Source organism: Brevibacillus schisleri (assembly GCF_055685845.1).
Map to the genome: position 1 here is coordinate 4,002,355 of NZ_JBVNDM010000001.1, position 17,714 is coordinate 4,020,068.

At 45.8% G+C, this 17,714-nt stretch carries 19 protein-coding genes; all 19 read right to left on the reverse strand.

Translation table 11 applies throughout. The features are described 5' to 3' along the window. Positions 1–3: 3 nt before the first annotated feature. Positions 4–480 (reverse strand): chemotaxis protein CheW, encoded by a 477-nt coding sequence (locus tag ACUUHJ_RS18715; protein ID WP_015891736.1) that lies wholly within the window; start codon positions 478–480, stop codon positions 4–6. A 16-nt stretch (positions 481–496) separates the two neighbouring features. Further along, positions 497–2,521: a chemotaxis protein CheW gene (locus ACUUHJ_RS18720; protein ID WP_472299609.1), complete on the reverse strand. Its 2,025-nt coding sequence runs from the start codon at positions 2,519–2,521 to the stop codon at positions 497–499. Between the two features lie 21 nt (positions 2,522–2,542). Beyond that, a complete protein-coding gene (locus tag ACUUHJ_RS18725; RefSeq protein WP_472299610.1) occupies positions 2,543–3,658 on the reverse strand; it encodes a protein-glutamate methylesterase/protein-glutamine glutaminase in 1,116 nt (371 codons plus the stop codon). Positions 3,659–3,689: 31 nt separating this feature from the next. Further along, positions 3,690–4,553, reverse strand: a complete 864-nt coding sequence (locus ACUUHJ_RS18730) for a MinD/ParA family protein (RefSeq protein WP_015891739.1) — start codon at positions 4,551–4,553, stop codon at positions 3,690–3,692. Positions 4,554–4,557: 4 nt separating this feature from the next. Further along, on the reverse strand, positions 4,558–5,904 hold the full coding sequence (gene flhF / locus ACUUHJ_RS18735; RefSeq protein ID WP_289673440.1) for a flagellar biosynthesis protein FlhF: 1,347 nt from the start codon (positions 5,902–5,904) through the stop codon (positions 4,558–4,560). Continuing rightward, positions 5,901–7,943, reverse strand: coding sequence for a flagellar biosynthesis protein FlhA (gene flhA, locus ACUUHJ_RS18740; RefSeq protein WP_173624789.1), 2,043 nt, complete (start codon positions 7,941–7,943; stop codon positions 5,901–5,903). Before flhA ends, flhF begins: the two co-directional genes overlap by 4 nt. 18 nt (positions 7,944–7,961) lie before the next feature. After that, positions 7,962–9,059 (reverse strand): flagellar biosynthesis protein FlhB, encoded by a 1,098-nt coding sequence (flhB, locus tag ACUUHJ_RS18745; RefSeq protein ID WP_472299611.1) that lies wholly within the window; start codon positions 9,057–9,059, stop codon positions 7,962–7,964. Then, complete coding sequence (fliR, locus tag ACUUHJ_RS18750; protein WP_015891743.1) at positions 9,056–9,838, reverse strand: flagellar biosynthetic protein FliR; 783 nt, start codon at positions 9,836–9,838, stop codon at positions 9,056–9,058. Before fliR ends, flhB begins: the two co-directional genes overlap by 4 nt. A 3-nt stretch (positions 9,839–9,841) precedes the next feature. Further along, complete coding sequence (fliQ, locus tag ACUUHJ_RS18755; protein ID WP_007719290.1) at positions 9,842–10,111, reverse strand: flagellar biosynthesis protein FliQ; 270 nt, start codon at positions 10,109–10,111, stop codon at positions 9,842–9,844. 30 nt (positions 10,112–10,141) lie between these two features. Further along, a complete protein-coding gene (gene fliP, locus ACUUHJ_RS18760) occupies positions 10,142–10,903 on the reverse strand; it encodes a flagellar type III secretion system pore protein FliP (protein WP_472299612.1) in 762 nt (253 codons plus the stop codon). Beyond that, positions 10,900–11,580 carry a flagellar biosynthetic protein FliO gene (locus ACUUHJ_RS18765; protein WP_289673442.1) on the reverse strand — a complete coding sequence of 227 codons (681 nt, stop codon included), beginning with the start codon at positions 11,578–11,580 and terminating at the stop codon, positions 10,900–10,902. The genes fliP and ACUUHJ_RS18765 overlap by 4 nt, the downstream gene beginning before the upstream one ends. Then, positions 11,580–11,942, reverse strand: coding sequence for a response regulator (locus ACUUHJ_RS18770; RefSeq protein ID WP_007719294.1), 363 nt, complete (start codon positions 11,940–11,942; stop codon positions 11,580–11,582). The genes ACUUHJ_RS18765 and ACUUHJ_RS18770 overlap by 1 nt, the downstream gene beginning before the upstream one ends. Positions 11,943–11,978: 36 nt before the next feature. After that, positions 11,979–13,319, reverse strand: coding sequence for a flagellar motor switch phosphatase FliY (gene fliY, locus ACUUHJ_RS18775; protein WP_289673443.1), 1,341 nt, complete (start codon positions 13,317–13,319; stop codon positions 11,979–11,981). After that, positions 13,312–14,307 (reverse strand): flagellar motor switch protein FliM, encoded by a 996-nt coding sequence (gene fliM, locus ACUUHJ_RS18780; protein ID WP_016743325.1) that lies wholly within the window; start codon positions 14,305–14,307, stop codon positions 13,312–13,314. The genes fliY and fliM overlap by 8 nt, the downstream gene beginning before the upstream one ends. A gap of 39 nt (positions 14,308–14,346) precedes the next feature. Beyond that, entirely contained in the window at positions 14,347–14,802 is a 456-nt protein-coding gene (locus tag ACUUHJ_RS18785; RefSeq protein WP_289673444.1) for a flagellar basal body-associated FliL family protein, read from the reverse strand. Between the two features lie 15 nt (positions 14,803–14,817). Then, on the reverse strand, positions 14,818–15,039 hold the full coding sequence (locus ACUUHJ_RS18790) for a flagellar FlbD family protein (protein ID WP_289673445.1): 222 nt from the start codon (positions 15,037–15,039) through the stop codon (positions 14,818–14,820). Positions 15,040–15,108: 69 nt separating this feature from the next. Further along, positions 15,109–15,924, reverse strand: coding sequence for a flagellar basal body rod protein FlgG (gene flgG / locus ACUUHJ_RS18795; RefSeq protein ID WP_289673446.1), 816 nt, complete (start codon positions 15,922–15,924; stop codon positions 15,109–15,111). A 100-nt stretch (positions 15,925–16,024) separates the two neighbouring features. Next, positions 16,025–16,420: a TIGR02530 family flagellar biosynthesis protein gene (locus ACUUHJ_RS18800; protein WP_289673447.1), complete on the reverse strand. Its 396-nt coding sequence runs from the start codon at positions 16,418–16,420 to the stop codon at positions 16,025–16,027. A gap of 23 nt (positions 16,421–16,443) precedes the next feature. Next, complete coding sequence (locus tag ACUUHJ_RS18805) at positions 16,444–17,667, reverse strand: flagellar hook-length control protein FliK (RefSeq protein WP_289673448.1); 1,224 nt, start codon at positions 17,665–17,667, stop codon at positions 16,444–16,446. Positions 17,668–17,714: the final 47 nt, after the last annotated feature.

Sequence of the window (17,714 nt, forward strand, 5' to 3'; positions counted from 1 at the left end):
TACTTACCCCTCAATTGCGTCCAACTGTTTGATTTCCTCAGTACTCAATACTTTATCGAGGTTTAAGAGGATTAACAGTCGTTTATCCAGCTTAGCGACGCCTCGCAAATAAGCAGCTTCCACACCACCAACAACCTCTGGAGGCGGTTCAATCGCATCAACTGGTATATCGATAACATCGTTTGCAGCGTCTACAATAAGACCCACTTCCAATTCACCTACGGCCACGATAATGATTCGAGTGGTTTCGGAATAGACGCTTTCTTCGAGACTAAAACGATTGCGCAGGTCAATAATCGGTGTCACAACACCGCGCAGATTAATAACCCCTTTGACGAAACTAGGCGTTCGAGGAACTCTTGTAATGTGCTCCAGCTTTTCAATAGATTTGACCTGATGAACCTCTACGCCATACTCTTCGTCCTTCAATCGAAAGACAATCACTTTGACTTCGCTAATGACTTCTTTTTGATCGAGCATGTGGCTGCCCCTCCTTCTACTTAATCAGCGAGTTACAATCTATGATGAGCGCGACCTGACCGTCTCCCAGAATCGTTGCACCTGAAATGGCAAATACATTAACCAGATATTTGCCGAGAGATTTAAGAACAATCTCTTGTTGACCGATAAATGAATCGACGACAAGGCCTGCCATTTTCTCACCTTTACGTACGATGACGACTGCCACTTCATCTTCCGTCGTTTCCCCATTATCAGGCACTTGGAAAATGTCCTGCAGCGAAACGAGCGGAACTACACGTCCCCGGAAGTCGATCACTTTTTGGCGGTGAGCCATCATGATTTGATCTTTTTTAAATACAGCCGTCTCAATGATGGAGCTGAGCGGGACAGCGTACTTCTCATCTTTCACTTGTACCAACATCGCGGAAATGATAGAGAGCGTAAGTGGCAATTGAATGAGGAAAGTCGTGCCCTGACCGCGCACGGAATCTACGCCGACACTACCGCCCAACGATTCAATTTTGGACTTCACGACATCCAGTCCAACACCACGACCGGAAATATCAGAAACAACTTCCGCTGTACTAAAGCCTGCTGCAAAAAGCAATTCGTGGATTTGCTTGTCACTCATGCTATCTGCAGTAGTAGGATTGACAATTCCTCTCTCAAGCGCTTTTTTGAGAACTTTATCTTTATTGATTCCAGCACCGTCATCTTTTACTTCAATAAATACATGGTTCCCACTGTGGAAAGCGCGCAGCTCGATTTTTCCTTCTTCTGGCTTACCCGCCTTTTTCCGATCTGCTGGAGACTCAATTCCGTGGTCAAGCGAATTACGTAGCAAGTGATTGAGTGGGTCCCCGATTTCGTCGATGACGGTACGGTCCAATTCTGTCTCCGCACCGATAATCTCCAGATTCACTTTTTTATTCAGATCTTTTTGCAGATCACGAATCATACGTGGGAAACGATTGAATACTTGCTCTACCGGTACCATGCGCATGGTCAGAATGATGTTTTGCAAATCGCCACTAATCCGGCTCATGTGCTCCACGGTTTCCTGCAGTTCATTCTTTCCGATCTCGCGTGCCAACTGCTCCAGACGACCGCGATCAATGACTAATTCACTAAACAGATTCATCAAGATATCCAAGCGTTCTATATCCACACGAATAGTTTTTCCACCAGCCGTCGCCTTCTTAACAGATGCTTGAGGAGCATGTACTGTTGTTTTTTCGGTTGGGGCAGGGGTTTGTTTCACTACGGGAGCAGGGGGAGCTTCACTCTTCATTTGAATCGTTTCGATTGTCACATCTTGGATTTCCGAAATGTTAAGAATCGTGGTACGTACTTTTTCAATCGATTGCTCCGTCACATAGGCGATTTCAAACGACTGTTCAAATCGCTCATTCTCGATATCTTCAACTGCTGGCTTCGTTTTGATCACTTCTCCCATAGACTCCAATTGATCGAATACCATGTAAGAGCGAGCAGCCTTGAGCAAGCAGTTTTCATTTAATGTTACTTTGATCCACAAAACGTTGTTGCCGAGCTCTTGCGACTGCTTCAAAACCATTATTGCATAATCATCCAGCTCATGATCTTCAGCTGGTGTACTATCCTCTTCCGGTGCTTCCACTACCATCGTAGCAGCTGCTACTTCCTGCTCAGCTGAAAAGTCTCCAGCTACAATCGCCCGCAGCTTCTTTACAATTGAGGATACATCCGCTGAACCGTCTCCACCTTCTGTGATATCGATGACCATGCCTTCAATTAAATCTACGCTCTGAAAAATAGCGTCCATGATATCACTCGTGATCGTTAACTTCTGATTGCGAATCAGGTCCAGTACATTTTCCGCTTCGTGAGTCAAACTCGCCATGTCTTCAAAGCCCATGGTTGCCGACATACCCTTCAATGTATGCGCGGAGCGAAAAATCTCTTTGACGTGGCCAATATTACCCGGATCACTTTCTAAAAGTAACAAGTTCGCGTTAATTGCCTGTAGGTGCTCCTTTGACTCCTCAATAAACATGTCCAAATACTGATTCATATCCATAGGTGATCCACCTCCCAAAAATCAGTGCAAGAGCTTGCACAACAGCTCTGGAATCATTTCTAATGGGGCTACGTTGTCTGCCAAGCCTGCTTGAATCGCTGCTCGCGGCATTCCGTATACGACACAACTCGATTCATCTTCGACAATACTTGTGACACGGCCAAGCTCCTTCATGCGCTTTAGCCCTTTAGTCCCATCATTTCCCATGCCTGTCATGATGATTGCCCATTTGTCTACATTTGTCAATTGACTGACTGATTCAAACAGGATATCGACAGATGGTCTGTGTCCGCCTCGTGGCTCTTCTTGATGCAAATTGGCCTGTAGTCTCCCATTCACTTGACGAACTTCGAAATGGAAGCCTCCTGGAGCGATGTACGCTGTCCCATTTTCTAAATACTCGCCATCGACAACTTCAGTTACTCGAATTTGGCATAGCGAGTCTAGTCGATTTGCTAACGATTTTGTGAAACCTGCTGGCATATGCTGAACGATGGCAATTGGTGCCGGAAAATTCGCCGGAATTGCAGTTAGTACACTTTGCAATGCTTTAGGACCACCTGTGGAAGTACCTAGAACCACCAGTCTTGCCTTTCCACCCACTTGTGACCGCATCACAGCAGGCGGGCTCGGTATTTTCGTACTTAATACTGGAGATGCCGGCGTAACAGGTGCAGGTTTTGATTCGGAAGATACCGGTTTGGCTAAGCGAGGCATCTGCTTTTTCAAACGTACTTTCGATGCTGCCGCAGCCTTCACGCGCTCGATAAGACGATCGCCCACTTTATGGATGTCGAGAGAAATTGGACCAGAAGGCTTCGTTACAAAGTCAAACGCACCTAATTCCAACGCATGAATCGTAGCTTCGGCCCCTTCTTTCGTCAGACTGCTCAACATGACGATCGGAACCGGGCACTCATTCATCAGCTTTTCCAGAGCGTCCAAACCGTTCATGACTGGCATTTCAATGTCAAGTGTGAGGACATCCGGCGCCAGTTCTTTACATTTTTCAATGCATTCGAGTCCATTCTTGGCTCGATCAATCACTTCAATTTCAGGATCCGTAGATAAAATGTCCGAAATCACTTTACGCATGAATGCAGAATCGTCCGTGACGAGAACGCGGATTTTGCTCATTCGAATGTCGCTCCCTTCCTACTTTTGTGTCTCATCGTATGAAGTGCCTCAACCTCGCAAGAAAACCTTTGAGACCGCTGATAGAATCGTCTGTAGTAACCGGACGATCCAAGTACCGCTCTACCAGATTTCGTATGCTTCTCGCAGCTTGCGATTGTGGATATGTAAGTAGAAAAGGACGCTGCAATTTAACAGCTTTAGAAACATAAGGATCATCCGAAACATATCCAAGCGACTGAATATCCATATTCAAAAAACGTTTGGAAACCATCGCAAGCTTGTCTGCCGTCATTTTCCCTTCTCTCTCCGACGACGCCCTGTTTATCACCAATCGAATGGAAACTGCGGGGTTGCGTGAGTGAAGCATCTTGATGACTGCATATGCATCCGTTATCGCTGGTGGTTCGGGAGTGGTAACAAGGATGACCTCGTCTGAGGAGAGCATAAATCTCATGGATTCTTTGGAAAAACCTGCTCCCGTATCAAAAATGATAGTGTCAGCATAGCCCTGCAATGGGTCCAGATGTGAGAATAAGCGATCAAGCTTCTCATCATCTAACTGCATGATCTGCGTAAAGCCAGAACCACCCGCGATGAATTCTAAGCCTCCAGGCCCGTGCTCAATAATGTCCCAAACAGTCGTATCTGGCTCTAACAAATGAAACAGATGCTTTTTTGGGGTAATTCCCATTAATACATCCAGATTTGCCAGACCCAGGTCCAAGTCAAACAAAACCGCCTTATGACCCTTCTCAATCAAACCAAGTCCAAAATTCAGGCTGAAATTGGACTTGCCGACACCACCTTTTCCACTCGTCACTGTCACCAGTCTAGTCGGCCGTGTCTTCTTGTTTTGTAGCATCCTCTCACGGAGTTGCTCTGCTTGGTCACGCATCTGTTTACTCTCCCATAATCATCGTTGAAACCAGCTCGGGTGTAGCTACAACGATATCATCTGGTACATTTTGACCTGTCGTTACATAGGAGAGCTGTAGATTCATCTCCTGACAAACATTCAACATCGTGCCAAAGCTGTTCGTTTCATCCGCTTTTGTAAAAATGACTTGCTTCACTTGAACTTCCGCAAAGTTTTGGACGATTGCTTTCATATCATTGAATTTGGAGCTTAAGCTAAGTACTAGGTAGTTCACGCTGTCTTTTCCATGCTCCAGCAATTCACGAATGCCTAAAACGTACTCATCGTTGCGAAAATTCCGTCCAGCCGTATCTACAAAAATGAGGTCACAATCACTTAAGCGCTCCATCGCTGCCGCCATTTCTCTCGGAGAAAAGACAACCTCCAGCGGGACATTCAGGATGTTTGCATACGTCTTCAGTTGTTCTACAGCCGCCATTCGATACGTATCCGCCGTGATAAAGCCGATTTTTCGCTTTTCCTTCAACATGCTGTTCGCCGCAAGCTTGGCAATGGTCGTTGTTTTTCCTACCCCTGTCGGACCGAAAAAGAAAGCATACCGTACGTTCTTACCCAGCCTTGGCGAAGATGCTGTATACGGCTCGATCATGGAAGTGATGATTGTTCGGCATACCGTAAACGCCTCTTCCTCCGTCCACTTTTCACCCGGTTGCGACTTTTCCATTATTTTGCGAATGATTTCCGCTGTCAGCTCTTCAGTCACTTCTTGCTTCAATAACTGTGCACGAATAGACTGTACCACTGGAGGAAGTTGTTCACTTAAGTCATGCACCAACAGCTTTTGAAACATTTGACGCATATCTCGCATTTCAGTAGCAATCGCGTCATGATTGCTTGCGGGTAAAGCTCTTTCTTGGGAAGTCGTGACAGGAGCATGCTGCTCAGTTGGCTCGCCTTGCTTTGGCATAGCTCTCGTATCTGTGATCTCTTCCTTTGGAAGCGTCGCAACCGCGGTTTGTGTCATCGCGGCTACGACCTGTTCCCTACCTGTAGATTCAGCTTGTTGATTCTCTGATGTTTTGGTCACAGTCGGTCTTCGATACGCTTGAGCAGCCGTGTACGTACCCGTCTGCGATTTGGGCAAAACGTTGTTGGTTCGATGTTCAGCTGCTACTGTGGAATTTTCTCGCTCGGATGCCTTTTCATCGACAGCAGCGATTACTTCGATTCGTTGTTTGCCAAACATACCGAACAATCCACCTGTTTTGATCGGCTTAGAATTCAGAATCACTGCATCCATTCCTAAGTCCGTCCTGATTTTTTCCATTGCTTCTGGCATCGAATCGACAATGTAACGTTTTACCCTCACGAAATGTTCACCATCCCTACGCTTTGCACTTCAACATGTGGTTCGAGCTCGCTGTACGACAAAACGGGAACGTCTGGCATCATGCGATCTACTAATTGACGCAAGTACATTCGAACTGCTGGTGATGATAGAATGATCGGCTGTTGACCCGAGTTGATCATTTTGCTCACTTCAGTCGACATGTTTTGGAAAATTCGCTGAGACGTTTCCGGATCCATCGCCAGATAGCTTCCTTGCTCTGACTGTTCCACACGTTCGGAGATTGCTTTTTCCAATCCTGCTCCAGCTGTAAGCACGCGAAGTGGTTGTCCTGGCTCTGTAAATTGGAGTGTGATCTGTCTCGCCATCGCTTGTCTCACATATTCTGTCAGTACATCCGGATCTTTTGTATACAAGGCATGATCCGCAAGTGCCTCGAGAATGACGTGGAGATTTCGAACAGAGACTTTTTCACGCAACAGCTTTTGCAATACTTTTTGTACGTCCCCAATGGCGAGCAAACTTGGAATCAGCTCGTCTACGAGAACTGGTGCTGTCTCCCGAACATTGTCGATCAGGGCCCTTGTCTCTTGGCGACCTAACAATTCGTGGGCATGTCGCTTGATGACCTCTGTCAGATGTGTAGCCACAACAGATGGCGGATCGACAACTGTATAGCCAGACAGCTCAGCAATCTCCTTATTCTCTTCTGTTACCCATAATGCGGGTAATCCAAACGCAGGTTCTACGGTTTCTATCCCAACAATGGAATCATCTTCAATCCCCGGGCTCATCGCTAGATAGTGATCCAGCATGATTTCCCCTTTAGCGACCTGATTGCCTTTTATTTTGATCATGTATTCATTCGGTCGAAGCTGGATGTTGTCACGTATACGAATAACCGGTACAACGATCCCCATCTCGAGTGCGATTTGTCTTCGAATCATAATGACTCGATCTAGCAGATCTCCACCCTGCTTCACATCAGCAAGCGGGATTAAGCCATAACCGAATTCGAATTCGATCGGATCGACCTGCAGCAGGTTCACCACGCTTTCGGGACTTCGTACTTCTTCCATTTGTTGCTCTTCCACCATATCGGCAGATTCTTGTATCTGCATCTTTTGGTTCTTTTCCATTTTCCAAGCTGCAAATGCCATTATCCCACTTACCGGAAGCACAGGTAGAATTCCAATCGGTGTAAAGAGTCCCAGTAGTAGCATACATCCTGCTACGATATAGAGAAGACGCGGAAAGCTGAACATTTGCTTGACAATGTCTTCTCCCAGACCATCACCAGAAGTGGAACGCGTGACAATAATACCCGCTGCAGTCGAGATTAAAAGCGCTGGAATCTGGCTCACCAATGCGTCACCGACAGACATGGTAGTGAAACGAGAAGCAGACTCAGCAAAACTCATATCGTGAATGAGCATCCCGATGATAAAACCACCGATAATATTTACGATAAAAATGATAATACCCGCGATGGCGTCCCCTTTTACGAATTTGCTGGCACCATCCATTGCTCCATAAAAGTCAGCTTCGTTCTCAATCTTTTTTCTTCGGACACGTGCTTCTGCTTCTGTTATCATTCCTGCATTCAGATCCGCATCGATACTCATCTGTTTACCAGGCATCGCATCCAACGTAAAACGTGCTGCTACCTCAGCGACACGCTCAGAACCTTTGGTGATTACGATAAACTGAATGATTATCAAGATCAGAAACACGACGAAACCGACGACTTGATTACCACCTACTACAAAGCTACCGAACGTTTCAATAACTTTACCGCCTTCACCGTGCGAGAGAATATTTCTCGTCGTCGACACGTTTAGAGCTAGTCGAAAAAGTGTTGTAATAAGCAAAACCGTCGGAAAGATCGAGAATTCCAAAGTCTCTTTTGTATACATCGACACAAGCAAGATGGTCAATGCAAGGGAGATATTCAAAATCAACAGCAAATCAAGAAGCGCTGAAGGAAGTGGGATTACCATCATGACAACAATGCTTATGACAAAAAGGATCGTACCGACTTCTTTAAATTTGAATCCCACTGGTTATCCTCCTTCCATTTATTTCACTTTCCCTTGCAGCTTGTAGACGTACGCGAGAACTTCCGCGACCGCTTTAAACATCTCTTCGGGAATTTGTTGCCCAACTTCAACTTGACTATAGAGAGCCCGGGCCAAGGGCTTGTTTTCCATGGTAACGATACGATGCTTTTTCGCTACTTCCCTTATTTTTAATGCTAGATAGTCTTGCCCTTTGGCGATTACCGTCGGTGCACTCATCGCACTTGCGTCATAACGAACGGCAACGGCAAAGTGAGTCGGGTTCGTAATAATGACATCCGCTTTGGGAAGCTCCTGCATCATACGGCGAATGGCCATACTTCTTTGCCGTTCACGAATCTTCCCTTTGATGAGCGGATCACCTTCTGCTTGCTTATGCTCGTCCTTGAGATCCTGCTTGGACATCCGCAGATTCTTTTCATGCTCATAACGCTGATAGGCATAGTCCAGAACCGCGAGAATGAAAAGCAATAACCCGAGATAGATTCCCAGCTTTGACACCTCTTCGGCAGTAAACGATAGGACCGCTCCGAGAGACAATAAGGAAAGCTGAACAACTTGTTCCTTTGCATTCCATAAAATGACGTATGCGACGTATATGCCTGCGCTTATTTTTAATAAAGACTTCAGCAGCTCTACGAGTGAGCGTAAGGAAAAAATTCTTTTTGCCCCTTTAATCGGATCGATCTTTTCCAACTTCATTTGAAGGGGCTCTGTACTAATATGCCAGCCTACTTGCATGTAGTTCACCGCAAACGCGACAAGAAAACTCAAGCCTAAGATAGGTCCTACAATTTTTATCGCTTCAAATACGAGTTGCATCACCATGACTTTTAAATTTTCTTCATTTAATTGCCACGTGGTGTATGTAATCAATGACTCCCGCATCAAATCTTGAAAGGTGCCTAGCATGGTAGAGCCAAGCATCATTAACAGAAAGAAAAATGCTGTCAAAGATAGGGCTGGGGAAAGATCCTGACTTTTTGCAACTTGCCCTTTTTTTCGTGCGTCTTGTTTTTTCTTGGGCGTAGCTTTTTCCGTCTTTTCCCCATTAAAAAATTGAAGATCTACTTGATAAGAAAGCCTCAATTGATTCATGGTGATCCTCCGAGCGATTTCATCATTTCTGCAAGTGCCCGGAACATATTCCCAAACAATCCGTTCAGGGTCAGCAAGAACGCAGGCATCACTACGATAAGTAGTAAAAAGCCGGCAAGCAGTTTAATGGGCAAACCCACCACAAAGATATTAAACTGCGGGACAGATTTGGCGATAATACCAAGAGAGAGATCAACCAGAAACAATGCAACGACGATCGGTGCCGCAATCATAAACGCACTCGTAAACATCGTTAGAAATGTCTTTACTGCTGTCATCATGACGTTTTCACTTCCGAAAGCCGCCCACATGATGTCCACCGGTATAACCTGGTAACTGCTTATCACACCTCGTATCAGCATGTGATGCCCGTCAATACTAAAAAAGTACAGAACAGCGAGAATGTTTTTGAAGTTACCTGTCACCGGGATATACGCACCCGTTTTCGGGTCAATCACGTTTGCCATGGCAAGACCCATCTGCATGTCCATCAGTCCGCCGGCAACCTGAATGGCAATAAACATCATTTCACATATGTAACCAAGAATGACACCAACAAGCGCTTCTTTTATGACATACATAACAAATGTCAAATCCATTGGAATCTCGCCTTGTACGGGCAAGGATTGAAAGCTGATGACGGCAATGATAAACGCGAGCGCGATTTTAAACTGATTCGGTACTCCACGAATGGAAAAGAACGGAGCCGTTACAAAAAAAGCACTCATTCGGACAAAAACAAGCATGAATATGGGTAAATACATCAGAAAAAGATTCATATGCTACCCAACAAAACGATGAAGGTTACCGAAGATCCCCATCGTAAAATCAAGCAGTACCCGAAGCATCCATGGACCTGCAGCCAAGATCACAACAAATACGGCCACGATCTTCGGAATGAAAGCGAGTGTCTGCTCCTGAATTTGTGTCGTTGCCTGAAAGACACTGACCATCAAACCGACCAGCAAGGCGACCCCAAGTGCGGGTGCCGAAATCAGCAGGATGGTATAAACAGAGCTTTGGGCAATCTGCATAAGTAATTCTTGTGTCATGCTCTACCTCCTGAGGCATTCGGAATGTCGCTAAAAACTGGTCAAAAGTGATTTCACAATGAGATACCAGCCGTCCACCATGATGAACAATAAAATCTTAAACGGCAAGGAAATCATAACCGGCGGTAACATCATCATCCCCATCCCCATCAAAATACTGGAGACGATCATATCAATTACGAGAAAAGGAATGAATATCATAAAGCCGATCTGAAAAGCCGTCTTCAATTCGCTGATGGCATAAGCAGGTACCAGCGCATTCAAAGGAATATCTTGAATCGATTTTGGTCGTTCGGCTTTTGTGTATTCCAGAAAAAGTGCTAAATCTTTTTCACGCGTCTGTTTTGCCATAAATTGCTTAAAGGGTATGACCGCTGCGTCAAATGCCTGCTGTTGCGTTAGCTTTCCTTGCATAAATGGCTGCACGGCTGTTTCGTTTACTTGACCGAGTGTTGGGGCCATTATGAAAAATGTCATAAATAACGCAAGAGCAATCAATACCTGATTCGGTGGCATTTGCTGAGTTGCCAACGCATTTCTTACAAAAGACAAGACAATAATAATTCGCGCAAAACTAGTCATTAAAAGCAAAATCGCTGGAGCTACAGATAATACTGTCAAAATCAGTAACAGCTGAATGGCCGTCGATGTCTCCTGCGGTGTTCCTGTTCCGCCGCCTATCTTCAAATCAATGCTTGGAACAAGCGGTGTCCCCACTGGCGCCGCCATGGCCATATCAGGTACGGATAGCAACACTGCGACAAGCATCAGCACCTGCAAAAAACATTTCATTTTTGGTCCCCTCTGTCCTGAGCTTGCTCGTTCTTCCAATGTTCTGTTTGGTTTGGACGATTTTTCAAGTCGTTCCATTGACCTTGCAACAGTTCTTGAAAGCTTTTCCCGTCCATTTCAGAAGAAAACAAGATTTCTTCTTCTGCCTGCTTTTTCTTACCGAACGGAAGCCATTCTAGCGAGAATGGGCTTTTCATCGGTTTGATCTCAGCGTCAGCCAAAATCAAATCTACCTCTTCACCCGGTTCGATTCTACGAAGCAATTGAACGTTTTCTCCTACTCCCACGATGTACAATGACTCACCGATCATAACAACCTGCAGTGTTTTGCCATTACCTAGCGCAGTTGCGCTAATCACTTTAATCGGTCCATGACTTTGAGCCCCTTGACGTCGACCAAGAAAACGGAGCAATAAAAAGATCAATACCGCAATAAAGCCAAGCGAAAAGATGACTTGAACCAGATACCCGATCATACTTCCTGTTCCGCTGCCCGGAATGGCCGCCGGCTGTTCACTGCCGGCGGGCGCATTGCTAGTTGGCACTTTTCCCTGGTTGTACGCATCCGCTACTGAACCTTCCGCAAAAGCGGTACTCGGCAGGGAGGAGACGAAAAGCAACAGGATCAGACTGAAGGCTAAAATGAGTCTTGCCCCTGCATTCCGGATCATCATCATTAGCTCATTGTCTTTTTGATCGCTTCCAAAACGCGATCCGCTTGGAATGGTTTTACGATGAAGTCTTTTGCGCCCGCCTGGATCGCATCGATTACCATCGCTTGTTGTCCCATCGCAGAGCACATGATCACGCGCGCGTTAGGATCCAACTTTTTAATTTCTTTCAATGCAGAAATTCCATCCATCTCTGGCATGGTAATATCCATGGTTACGAGATCAGGTCCCAACTCTTTGTATTTTTCAACTGCTTGTGCACCGTCACTTGCTTCCCCTACGACGCTGTACCCGTTTTTCGAAAGAATTTCCTTGATCATCATACGCATGAATGCTGCATCGTCGACGATTAAAACTTTGTTAGACATGAATAGCTCCTCCCTAATGCTTCCCACTTAATTGGTTTATTGTAATTTTTGAACACGATCTATCTGACTGATGATGTCTGTAACACGAACGCCAAAGTTCTCATCAATGACGACAACCTCGCCCTTGGCAATTAATTTGTTGTTCACCAATATGTCTACATGCTCACCTGCCAGCTTGTCCAACTGTATAATCGATCCAGCGGACAAGTCAAGGATTTCTCTAATAAGCTTTTTCGTACGTCCTAACTCAACTGTTACTTGTAATGGAATATCGTGAAGCAAGTTCAAGTTCTGTATATCTCCTGTATACATAGGAGCACCTCCAAGTGGCGCAAATTGTGCTGGTACTACATTCGCCTGGCTAGCGGCTGGACCTCCGAAATGCTGTGGTGTTGACGGAGCCATTGGAGGCTGCTGATACATACCTGGGTACGGAGCGTAGCCTGGTGGCATCATTGGTTGTCCATACGCGTCAGGATACATCGACGGCTGTACGTAACCCGGCGGTTGCTGATACATCGGCGGTTGCTGTGGCGGCGGCGCTACAGGCGGCACGTGGCTCTGTGGTTGTTCTTGCACACTTGGTTGGGCAGAAGGAGCCGACAGACTCATAGCAGGCAGAGAAGGCATCTCTATCTCGTCTATGAGGGCCGCTGCTGCTGCTTCATCCTCTGAACCTCCAACCAGTCGATCAATCATCTTTTTCGCAAAGGAAAGCGGGAGAAGCTGCATGATATTTGAATCGATAAGTTCTCCTTGTTCTCCTACCTTTAAGCGAAAAGATACTTTCACCAGAGGACTGTCATCATCAGAGAAACTGTCTCCACCCTTGCCTTGCGCCAGATCCATTACATCGATGCCTGGTGGCGTAATATTAATGAACTGGTTGAAAATCGTCGACATGGACGTAGCAGCGGAGCCCATCATCTGATTCATTGCTTCCTGAACCGCGCTGATATGAAGCTCAGACATTTCAGTGCTCGCTGGTCTACCATCTCCGCCCATCATCAGATCCGCGATAACAGCAGCATCTTCCATGCGAATGACGAGCAGGTTAATTCCTTTGAATCCATCTGTATATTCCACGTGGACAGCCACGTGAGGAATCGGAAATTCGCTTTCCAATTCATCGACATTGACTACGGAAACAGTAGGGGTTGTAATATCTACCTTTTGACTTAACAAAGTAGATAACGCAGTAGCTGCGCTCCCAAAGGAGATATTGCCAATTTCTCCGAGTGCATCCTGTTCAAACGGGGACAGAAAATCGGCAACATCCTGGGTCACTGCCGATACAGCTTCCTCTTCGTCCTCAACCAAGTTGTTCGCACGTAACAGCGCGTCAATCTCGTCTTGAGAAAGCATATCTCTACTCATTTTGTTCCTCCCCCTCCTCTATGACTTCATCAATCTGTACGGCAACTCTTCCTTTATGTGTTCCTGGCTGACCCAAGAACTTTAAGTGGTCGCCAACTTTAATTTTCAACTTGTTGTCGATCGATTGATCTAATTGAATGACGTCGCCTTTTTGTAGCTGCAAGAAATCTCCTACAGTAATCGTAGCTGTTCCCATCTCAGCAACAATCGGCAATTTTGCAACTTTTACTCGCTCTTCTACACGCAGGCGCTCTTCTTCATCCCGCGTTTTCTTCTGTTTGGAGAACCAGTATTGTCCAGACAACTTTGTCATGATTGGCTCCAGTACCACGTGAGGCAAACAGAGATTGATCATTCCTGTTGTGTCTCCGATTTTGGTACTAAAAGAGATTACCACGACAATCTCATTAGGTGAGACGATCTGCATGAATTGCGGATTCATCTCCAAGCCTTCCTGATACGGGTCCAGTTCAATGATTTGCTTCCATGCCTCGTGGAAAGTATCCAGCGCTTTGCCGAATACGCGTTCCATCACCGTTGTTTCAATTTCCGTAAGGGCGCCCATTTTTTCCGGAATCGCCCCCTGTCCTCCCAGAAGTCGATCCAACATGGTATAGGCGATGTTTGGATTTACTTCCAAAACCATTCGTCCTTCCAGCGGAGGAGCTTCAAAGATGTTCAAGATGGTCATCTTGGGAATAGAACGTATAAATTCGTCATACGGCAATTGATCGACGGAGGCAACCGTAATTTGCACGAAGGTACGGAGCTGAGCTGAAAAATACGTAGTCAACAGCCTCGCGTAGTTTTCATGGATTCGCGTTAACCCACGGATCTGATCTTTCGAGAATCGCAGGGCGCGTTTGAAATCATATACTTTGACTTTACGCTCAGTTTCTTCCTTTTTCAGCTCGTTGGCATCCATTTCGCCCGAAGATAGGGCGGCCAACAGCGCATCAATCTCACTCTGTGAGAGAACCTCGGCCATATGTCGTCACCTCCTTGCTATGTATACCATAATCGCTTCCTATGACAAGACGCGTTTGGTTGTCACTACTTGAACAATCTTACCCTCTTGCATCAGGGAGCTGATTTCATTCATAATTTTTGCTTCCAGCTTGTTCACACCTTCAGTTCCTTTTATGTCTTCTGGTGTCAACCCCGCCAATGTTTTAATAATCACCTGATTGACTTGCGGCAAACGCTGTTCCAACTCTGTTTTGGCAGCAGAACTGTCAGCCGTAATGCTAAAGCGTACAATCATGTAATTATTTGTTAGCAAGTTCGTAGTAATTTCGCCAGTGTCAACGGAGAATTCTTTTATTTCCTCTGCCGTGAGCGGCTTTACTTCTTGCTCTTCCGTCGAAGCTGTTTGCGCAGCTGGAGAGAGATAGGTTTGCCAGAGAACAAACGAGATCACTCCCAGTAGCGATATCGCGATGATAATGATTAGAGCCATGTTAAACAATCGATTTTGAAACATCGCTAATGCCTCCCGCTATTCATTTGAATCACCCGGCATTTTCGGTATAGAAGTTGCCGGAGGAACATTATGATAAAAAGCCTGAACACGTTCAGCGATGGATTCCACCGAATCCTTCACGATGTACTTTCTGTCGTTGAACAGCGTAATTACGCTATCCGGAGTTCCTTCAACAGTTTCAATGTGAGTGATGTTCAGATAAAAAGTAGAACCGTTAAACCGCGTTAACTTAATCATTGGCTGCTCCTTTCCGGATCAAGCTGGGGAAGGCTTAGAACACTTCCCCGGCTTTTCCGTTAAACGAAATTATCGTTTCAGGTTCACCAGTTCTTCCAATACTGTGTCAGATGTCGTGATGATCCGTGAGTTTGCTTGGAAACCGCGTTGTGCCACGATCATTTCTGTAAATTCTTCCGAAAGGTCAACGTTGGACATTTCCAGTTGCCCTGCGATGATGTTTACACTTGCATCTCCTGGAGTGACAGGAGTATCAGGGGCTCCTGCTCTCGCGCCTGCATTGACTGTGTTCTCATAAAGAGAGTTTCCGATTTTCTTTAATCCACCAGGGTTGTTAAAAGTCATGACACCAATCGTAATATCTGAGGTAAGTTCCCCAGCATCGTCTACCGTTGTAATGACACCATTTTTCCCGATCGAATAGGAGACGACACCAGCCTCCTGATCAATCTGAATTGGCGTTCCACCAGAATCTAGCAATTTGTATCCCTGTGGATTAACCAAGAATCCCTGAGAGTCACGTGTAAAATTACCCGCACGTGTGTAGTAAATTGGTGAATCATCACTTGCTCTCACCATAAAAAAGGCGTCTCCCTCAATGGAGAGATCTGTTGGCAAGTTTGTTGTCATCGGGCTACCAGTTGAAAATACAGTATCAACGGAGGCAATGGATGAACCCAGACCAATTTGAAGCGGGTTTGTTCCTCCCTTATCATCTGTTGAAGCCCCAGCCCCTTGAACGTTTTGGCTCAAAATATCTTGGAACATAACACGACCCTTTTTGAAGCCCACGGTGTTTACGTTCGCGATATTGTTACCGATAACATCCAGCTTAGTTTGAAAACCACGCAAGCCTGAAATACCTGAGTACATAGAGCGAAGCATAGTTATTTCCTCCTTTACCTTCTCAATTACAGCGGCTACCTCTGTCAGTCAGTAGCCGAATGGGCTTCCTCAAAAGAAGGTCCAGCCCGTAAACAGCCACCTACACGAAAATGGCACTGTCAATGTTAGTAAATACGTTGTCCTTCATGCTGCCATCGTCTACGGCGGTAATAATTTTCCGATTTACGATGCTCACGACGTAGGCCACATTATCCATCATAATGAGAGACTCTCTGGCGCCTTTGGCGGCTGCTTTTTGCACAGCGGATTCCAAACGCTCCATCTGCTGTCTTTCTAGTGTAATGCCCCGCTCCTGCAAGCGATTGACGGCATGTTGACTGAAGCTAAGTGGTTCCGCCTTGGTTATAGCTCCAATCGATTCCGTCAAATACTGCTGAAATAACTTGTTGCTTCCCGAAGCAGTTTGGGTAGTAGCTTTTGCGACGTGATTCGTTTTCGGAGGAAAATAGGGTTGCCCCACACGAAAATGGGTCATGGCACTTCCTCCTTTATCCAATCCTAGACGATGTCGTCAATGCCGCGAGCCGTTTCCCGCAATCGATTCCATAGCACTTCTGTTGATTCATTGCTGTCAACTAGGGCATCGAGAGCAAATTCTTGCTCGTCTTTATCTTGCTGTTGTCGATTCTCTTGTTGTTGTCGTGCCTGTTCACGCTGCTGTTGAAAGTTAAAAGTGGTATCCTGCTGCTGGTTTACTTCTAAACGATCAACCTGCAAGCCTTGTTGTGCCAAGGCAGCTCGAAGCTGTGGCAGTTGATTGTCCAGCATTTCTTTTCCAGCTTGTGTTTCGGCATGGAACTGTGCTGTAATCACACCATTTTGGGAAGTAATTGTTACATCTACTTGGCCCAGGGCTTGTGGATTGAGAATCAGCCTTGCCTCATGTATGCCATTATTTTGCGTCAACTGCATTTTGGACACGAAAAGTTGCGTGACTTGCTGTGTCAGTTGATTGGCGTTCACATGATGTGTTGGAACCGACTGCTGTGAAAAGGTTTGGACAGATTGTGTCTGTGTATTAGGTGTAGCAATAATTGGTGTCTGACCATTTCCATTCAACTGACCCTCTTGAGCATCGCCCTCTTGATTCAAAAGGCCGGCTTGCAGGGTAGGCTGTACAGTTTGAGACTGAATCCCTGCCTCCAGCTTGTAAGCCGAGAGACCTTGGTTCAATCGGAGTGAAGAAATCGTCTTAAACGTGTCCTGCTGGGTTGTGTTCATGTTTCCTAACACATCAGATCGCAGGTTCAGTGCACTTCTTTTTGACTCATCAGCATTTCCTTTTTGATTCTTCAGGGATTCGAGAAGAGCTGCCAGCTTATTCAGTTCGTCTGAAGTTGCTTCCCCTTTTTTCAGGTTAGCTAGAATCTGCTTTAAATCCTCACTCACTTGACCAGCATCTCCTAGCGCTTTACCCAAGAGCTGGTCAACCGCATCTGCAAATTTTTGCTGGGCATCAGTCGGTAATTCGTCTTGCGTAGCTTGACCAGATCCAAGCAATTGGGCTAGTAATGCCATGAGATCAGCTAATGCTTGCATATCCTCTTCACTTAAACCCTCGGACGCAACCGTTGTCTCTTCTGCGTTCCCCACCTGATCCATCACTTGCATCAATTGCATGGAAAACAATTGACCTAAACCAGTTCCTTCCGCATTCGCTACAGGTGTCGCTGTTACAGATCCTGCTGATCCTACTGCAGGGGTCAAATTGGCCACATTCATCTCGTTCACCTCCTCTTTTTGATTTGTTGCTTATAGAAACGAAAACA

Bases quoted from the DNA above. Each gene is read 5' to 3' on its own strand.
- fliP (WP_472299612.1), bottom strand. From the start codon at position 10,903: ATGAAATGTTTTTTGCAGGTGCTGATGCTTGTCGCAGTGTTGCTATCC.
- fliR (WP_015891743.1), bottom strand. From the start codon at position 9,838: ATGAATCTTTTTCTGATGTATTTACCCATATTCATGCTTGTTTTTGTC.
- flhB (WP_472299611.1), bottom strand. From the start codon at position 9,059: ATGAATCAATTGAGGCTTTCTTATCAAGTAGATCTTCAATTTTTTAAT.
- fliQ (WP_007719290.1), bottom strand. From the start codon at position 10,111: ATGACACAAGAATTACTTATGCAGATTGCCCAAAGCTCTGTTTATACC.
- ACUUHJ_RS18730 (WP_015891739.1), bottom strand. From the start codon at position 4,553: ATGCGTGACCAAGCAGAGCAACTCCGTGAGAGGATGCTACAAAACAAG.
- ACUUHJ_RS18800 (WP_289673447.1), bottom strand. From the start codon at position 16,420: ATGACCCATTTTCGTGTGGGGCAACCCTATTTTCCTCCGAAAACGAAT.
- ACUUHJ_RS18765 (WP_289673442.1), bottom strand. From the start codon at position 11,580: ATGATGATGATCCGGAATGCAGGGGCAAGACTCATTTTAGCCTTCAGT.
- ACUUHJ_RS18805 (WP_289673448.1), bottom strand. From the start codon at position 17,667: ATGAATGTGGCCAATTTGACCCCTGCAGTAGGATCAGCAGGATCTGTA.
- ACUUHJ_RS18785 (WP_289673444.1), bottom strand. From the start codon at position 14,802: ATGTTTCAAAATCGATTGTTTAACATGGCTCTAATCATTATCATCGCG.
- fliM (WP_016743325.1), bottom strand. From the start codon at position 14,307: ATGGCCGAGGTTCTCTCACAGAGTGAGATTGATGCGCTGTTGGCCGCC.
- flgG (WP_289673446.1), bottom strand. From the start codon at position 15,924: ATGCTTCGCTCTATGTACTCAGGTATTTCAGGCTTGCGTGGTTTTCAA.
- ACUUHJ_RS18715 (WP_015891736.1), bottom strand. From the start codon at position 480: ATGCTCGATCAAAAAGAAGTCATTAGCGAAGTCAAAGTGATTGTCTTT.
- ACUUHJ_RS18790 (WP_289673445.1), bottom strand. From the start codon at position 15,039: ATGATTAAGTTAACGCGGTTTAACGGTTCTACTTTTTATCTGAACATC.
- ACUUHJ_RS18720 (WP_472299609.1), bottom strand. From the start codon at position 2,521: ATGGATATGAATCAGTATTTGGACATGTTTATTGAGGAGTCAAAGGAG.
- ACUUHJ_RS18725 (WP_472299610.1), bottom strand. From the start codon at position 3,658: ATGAGCAAAATCCGCGTTCTCGTCACGGACGATTCTGCATTCATGCGT.
- ACUUHJ_RS18770 (WP_007719294.1), bottom strand. From the start codon at position 11,942: ATGTCTAACAAAGTTTTAATCGTCGACGATGCAGCATTCATGCGTATG.
- fliY (WP_289673443.1), bottom strand. From the start codon at position 13,319: ATGAGTAGAGATATGCTTTCTCAAGACGAGATTGACGCGCTGTTACGT.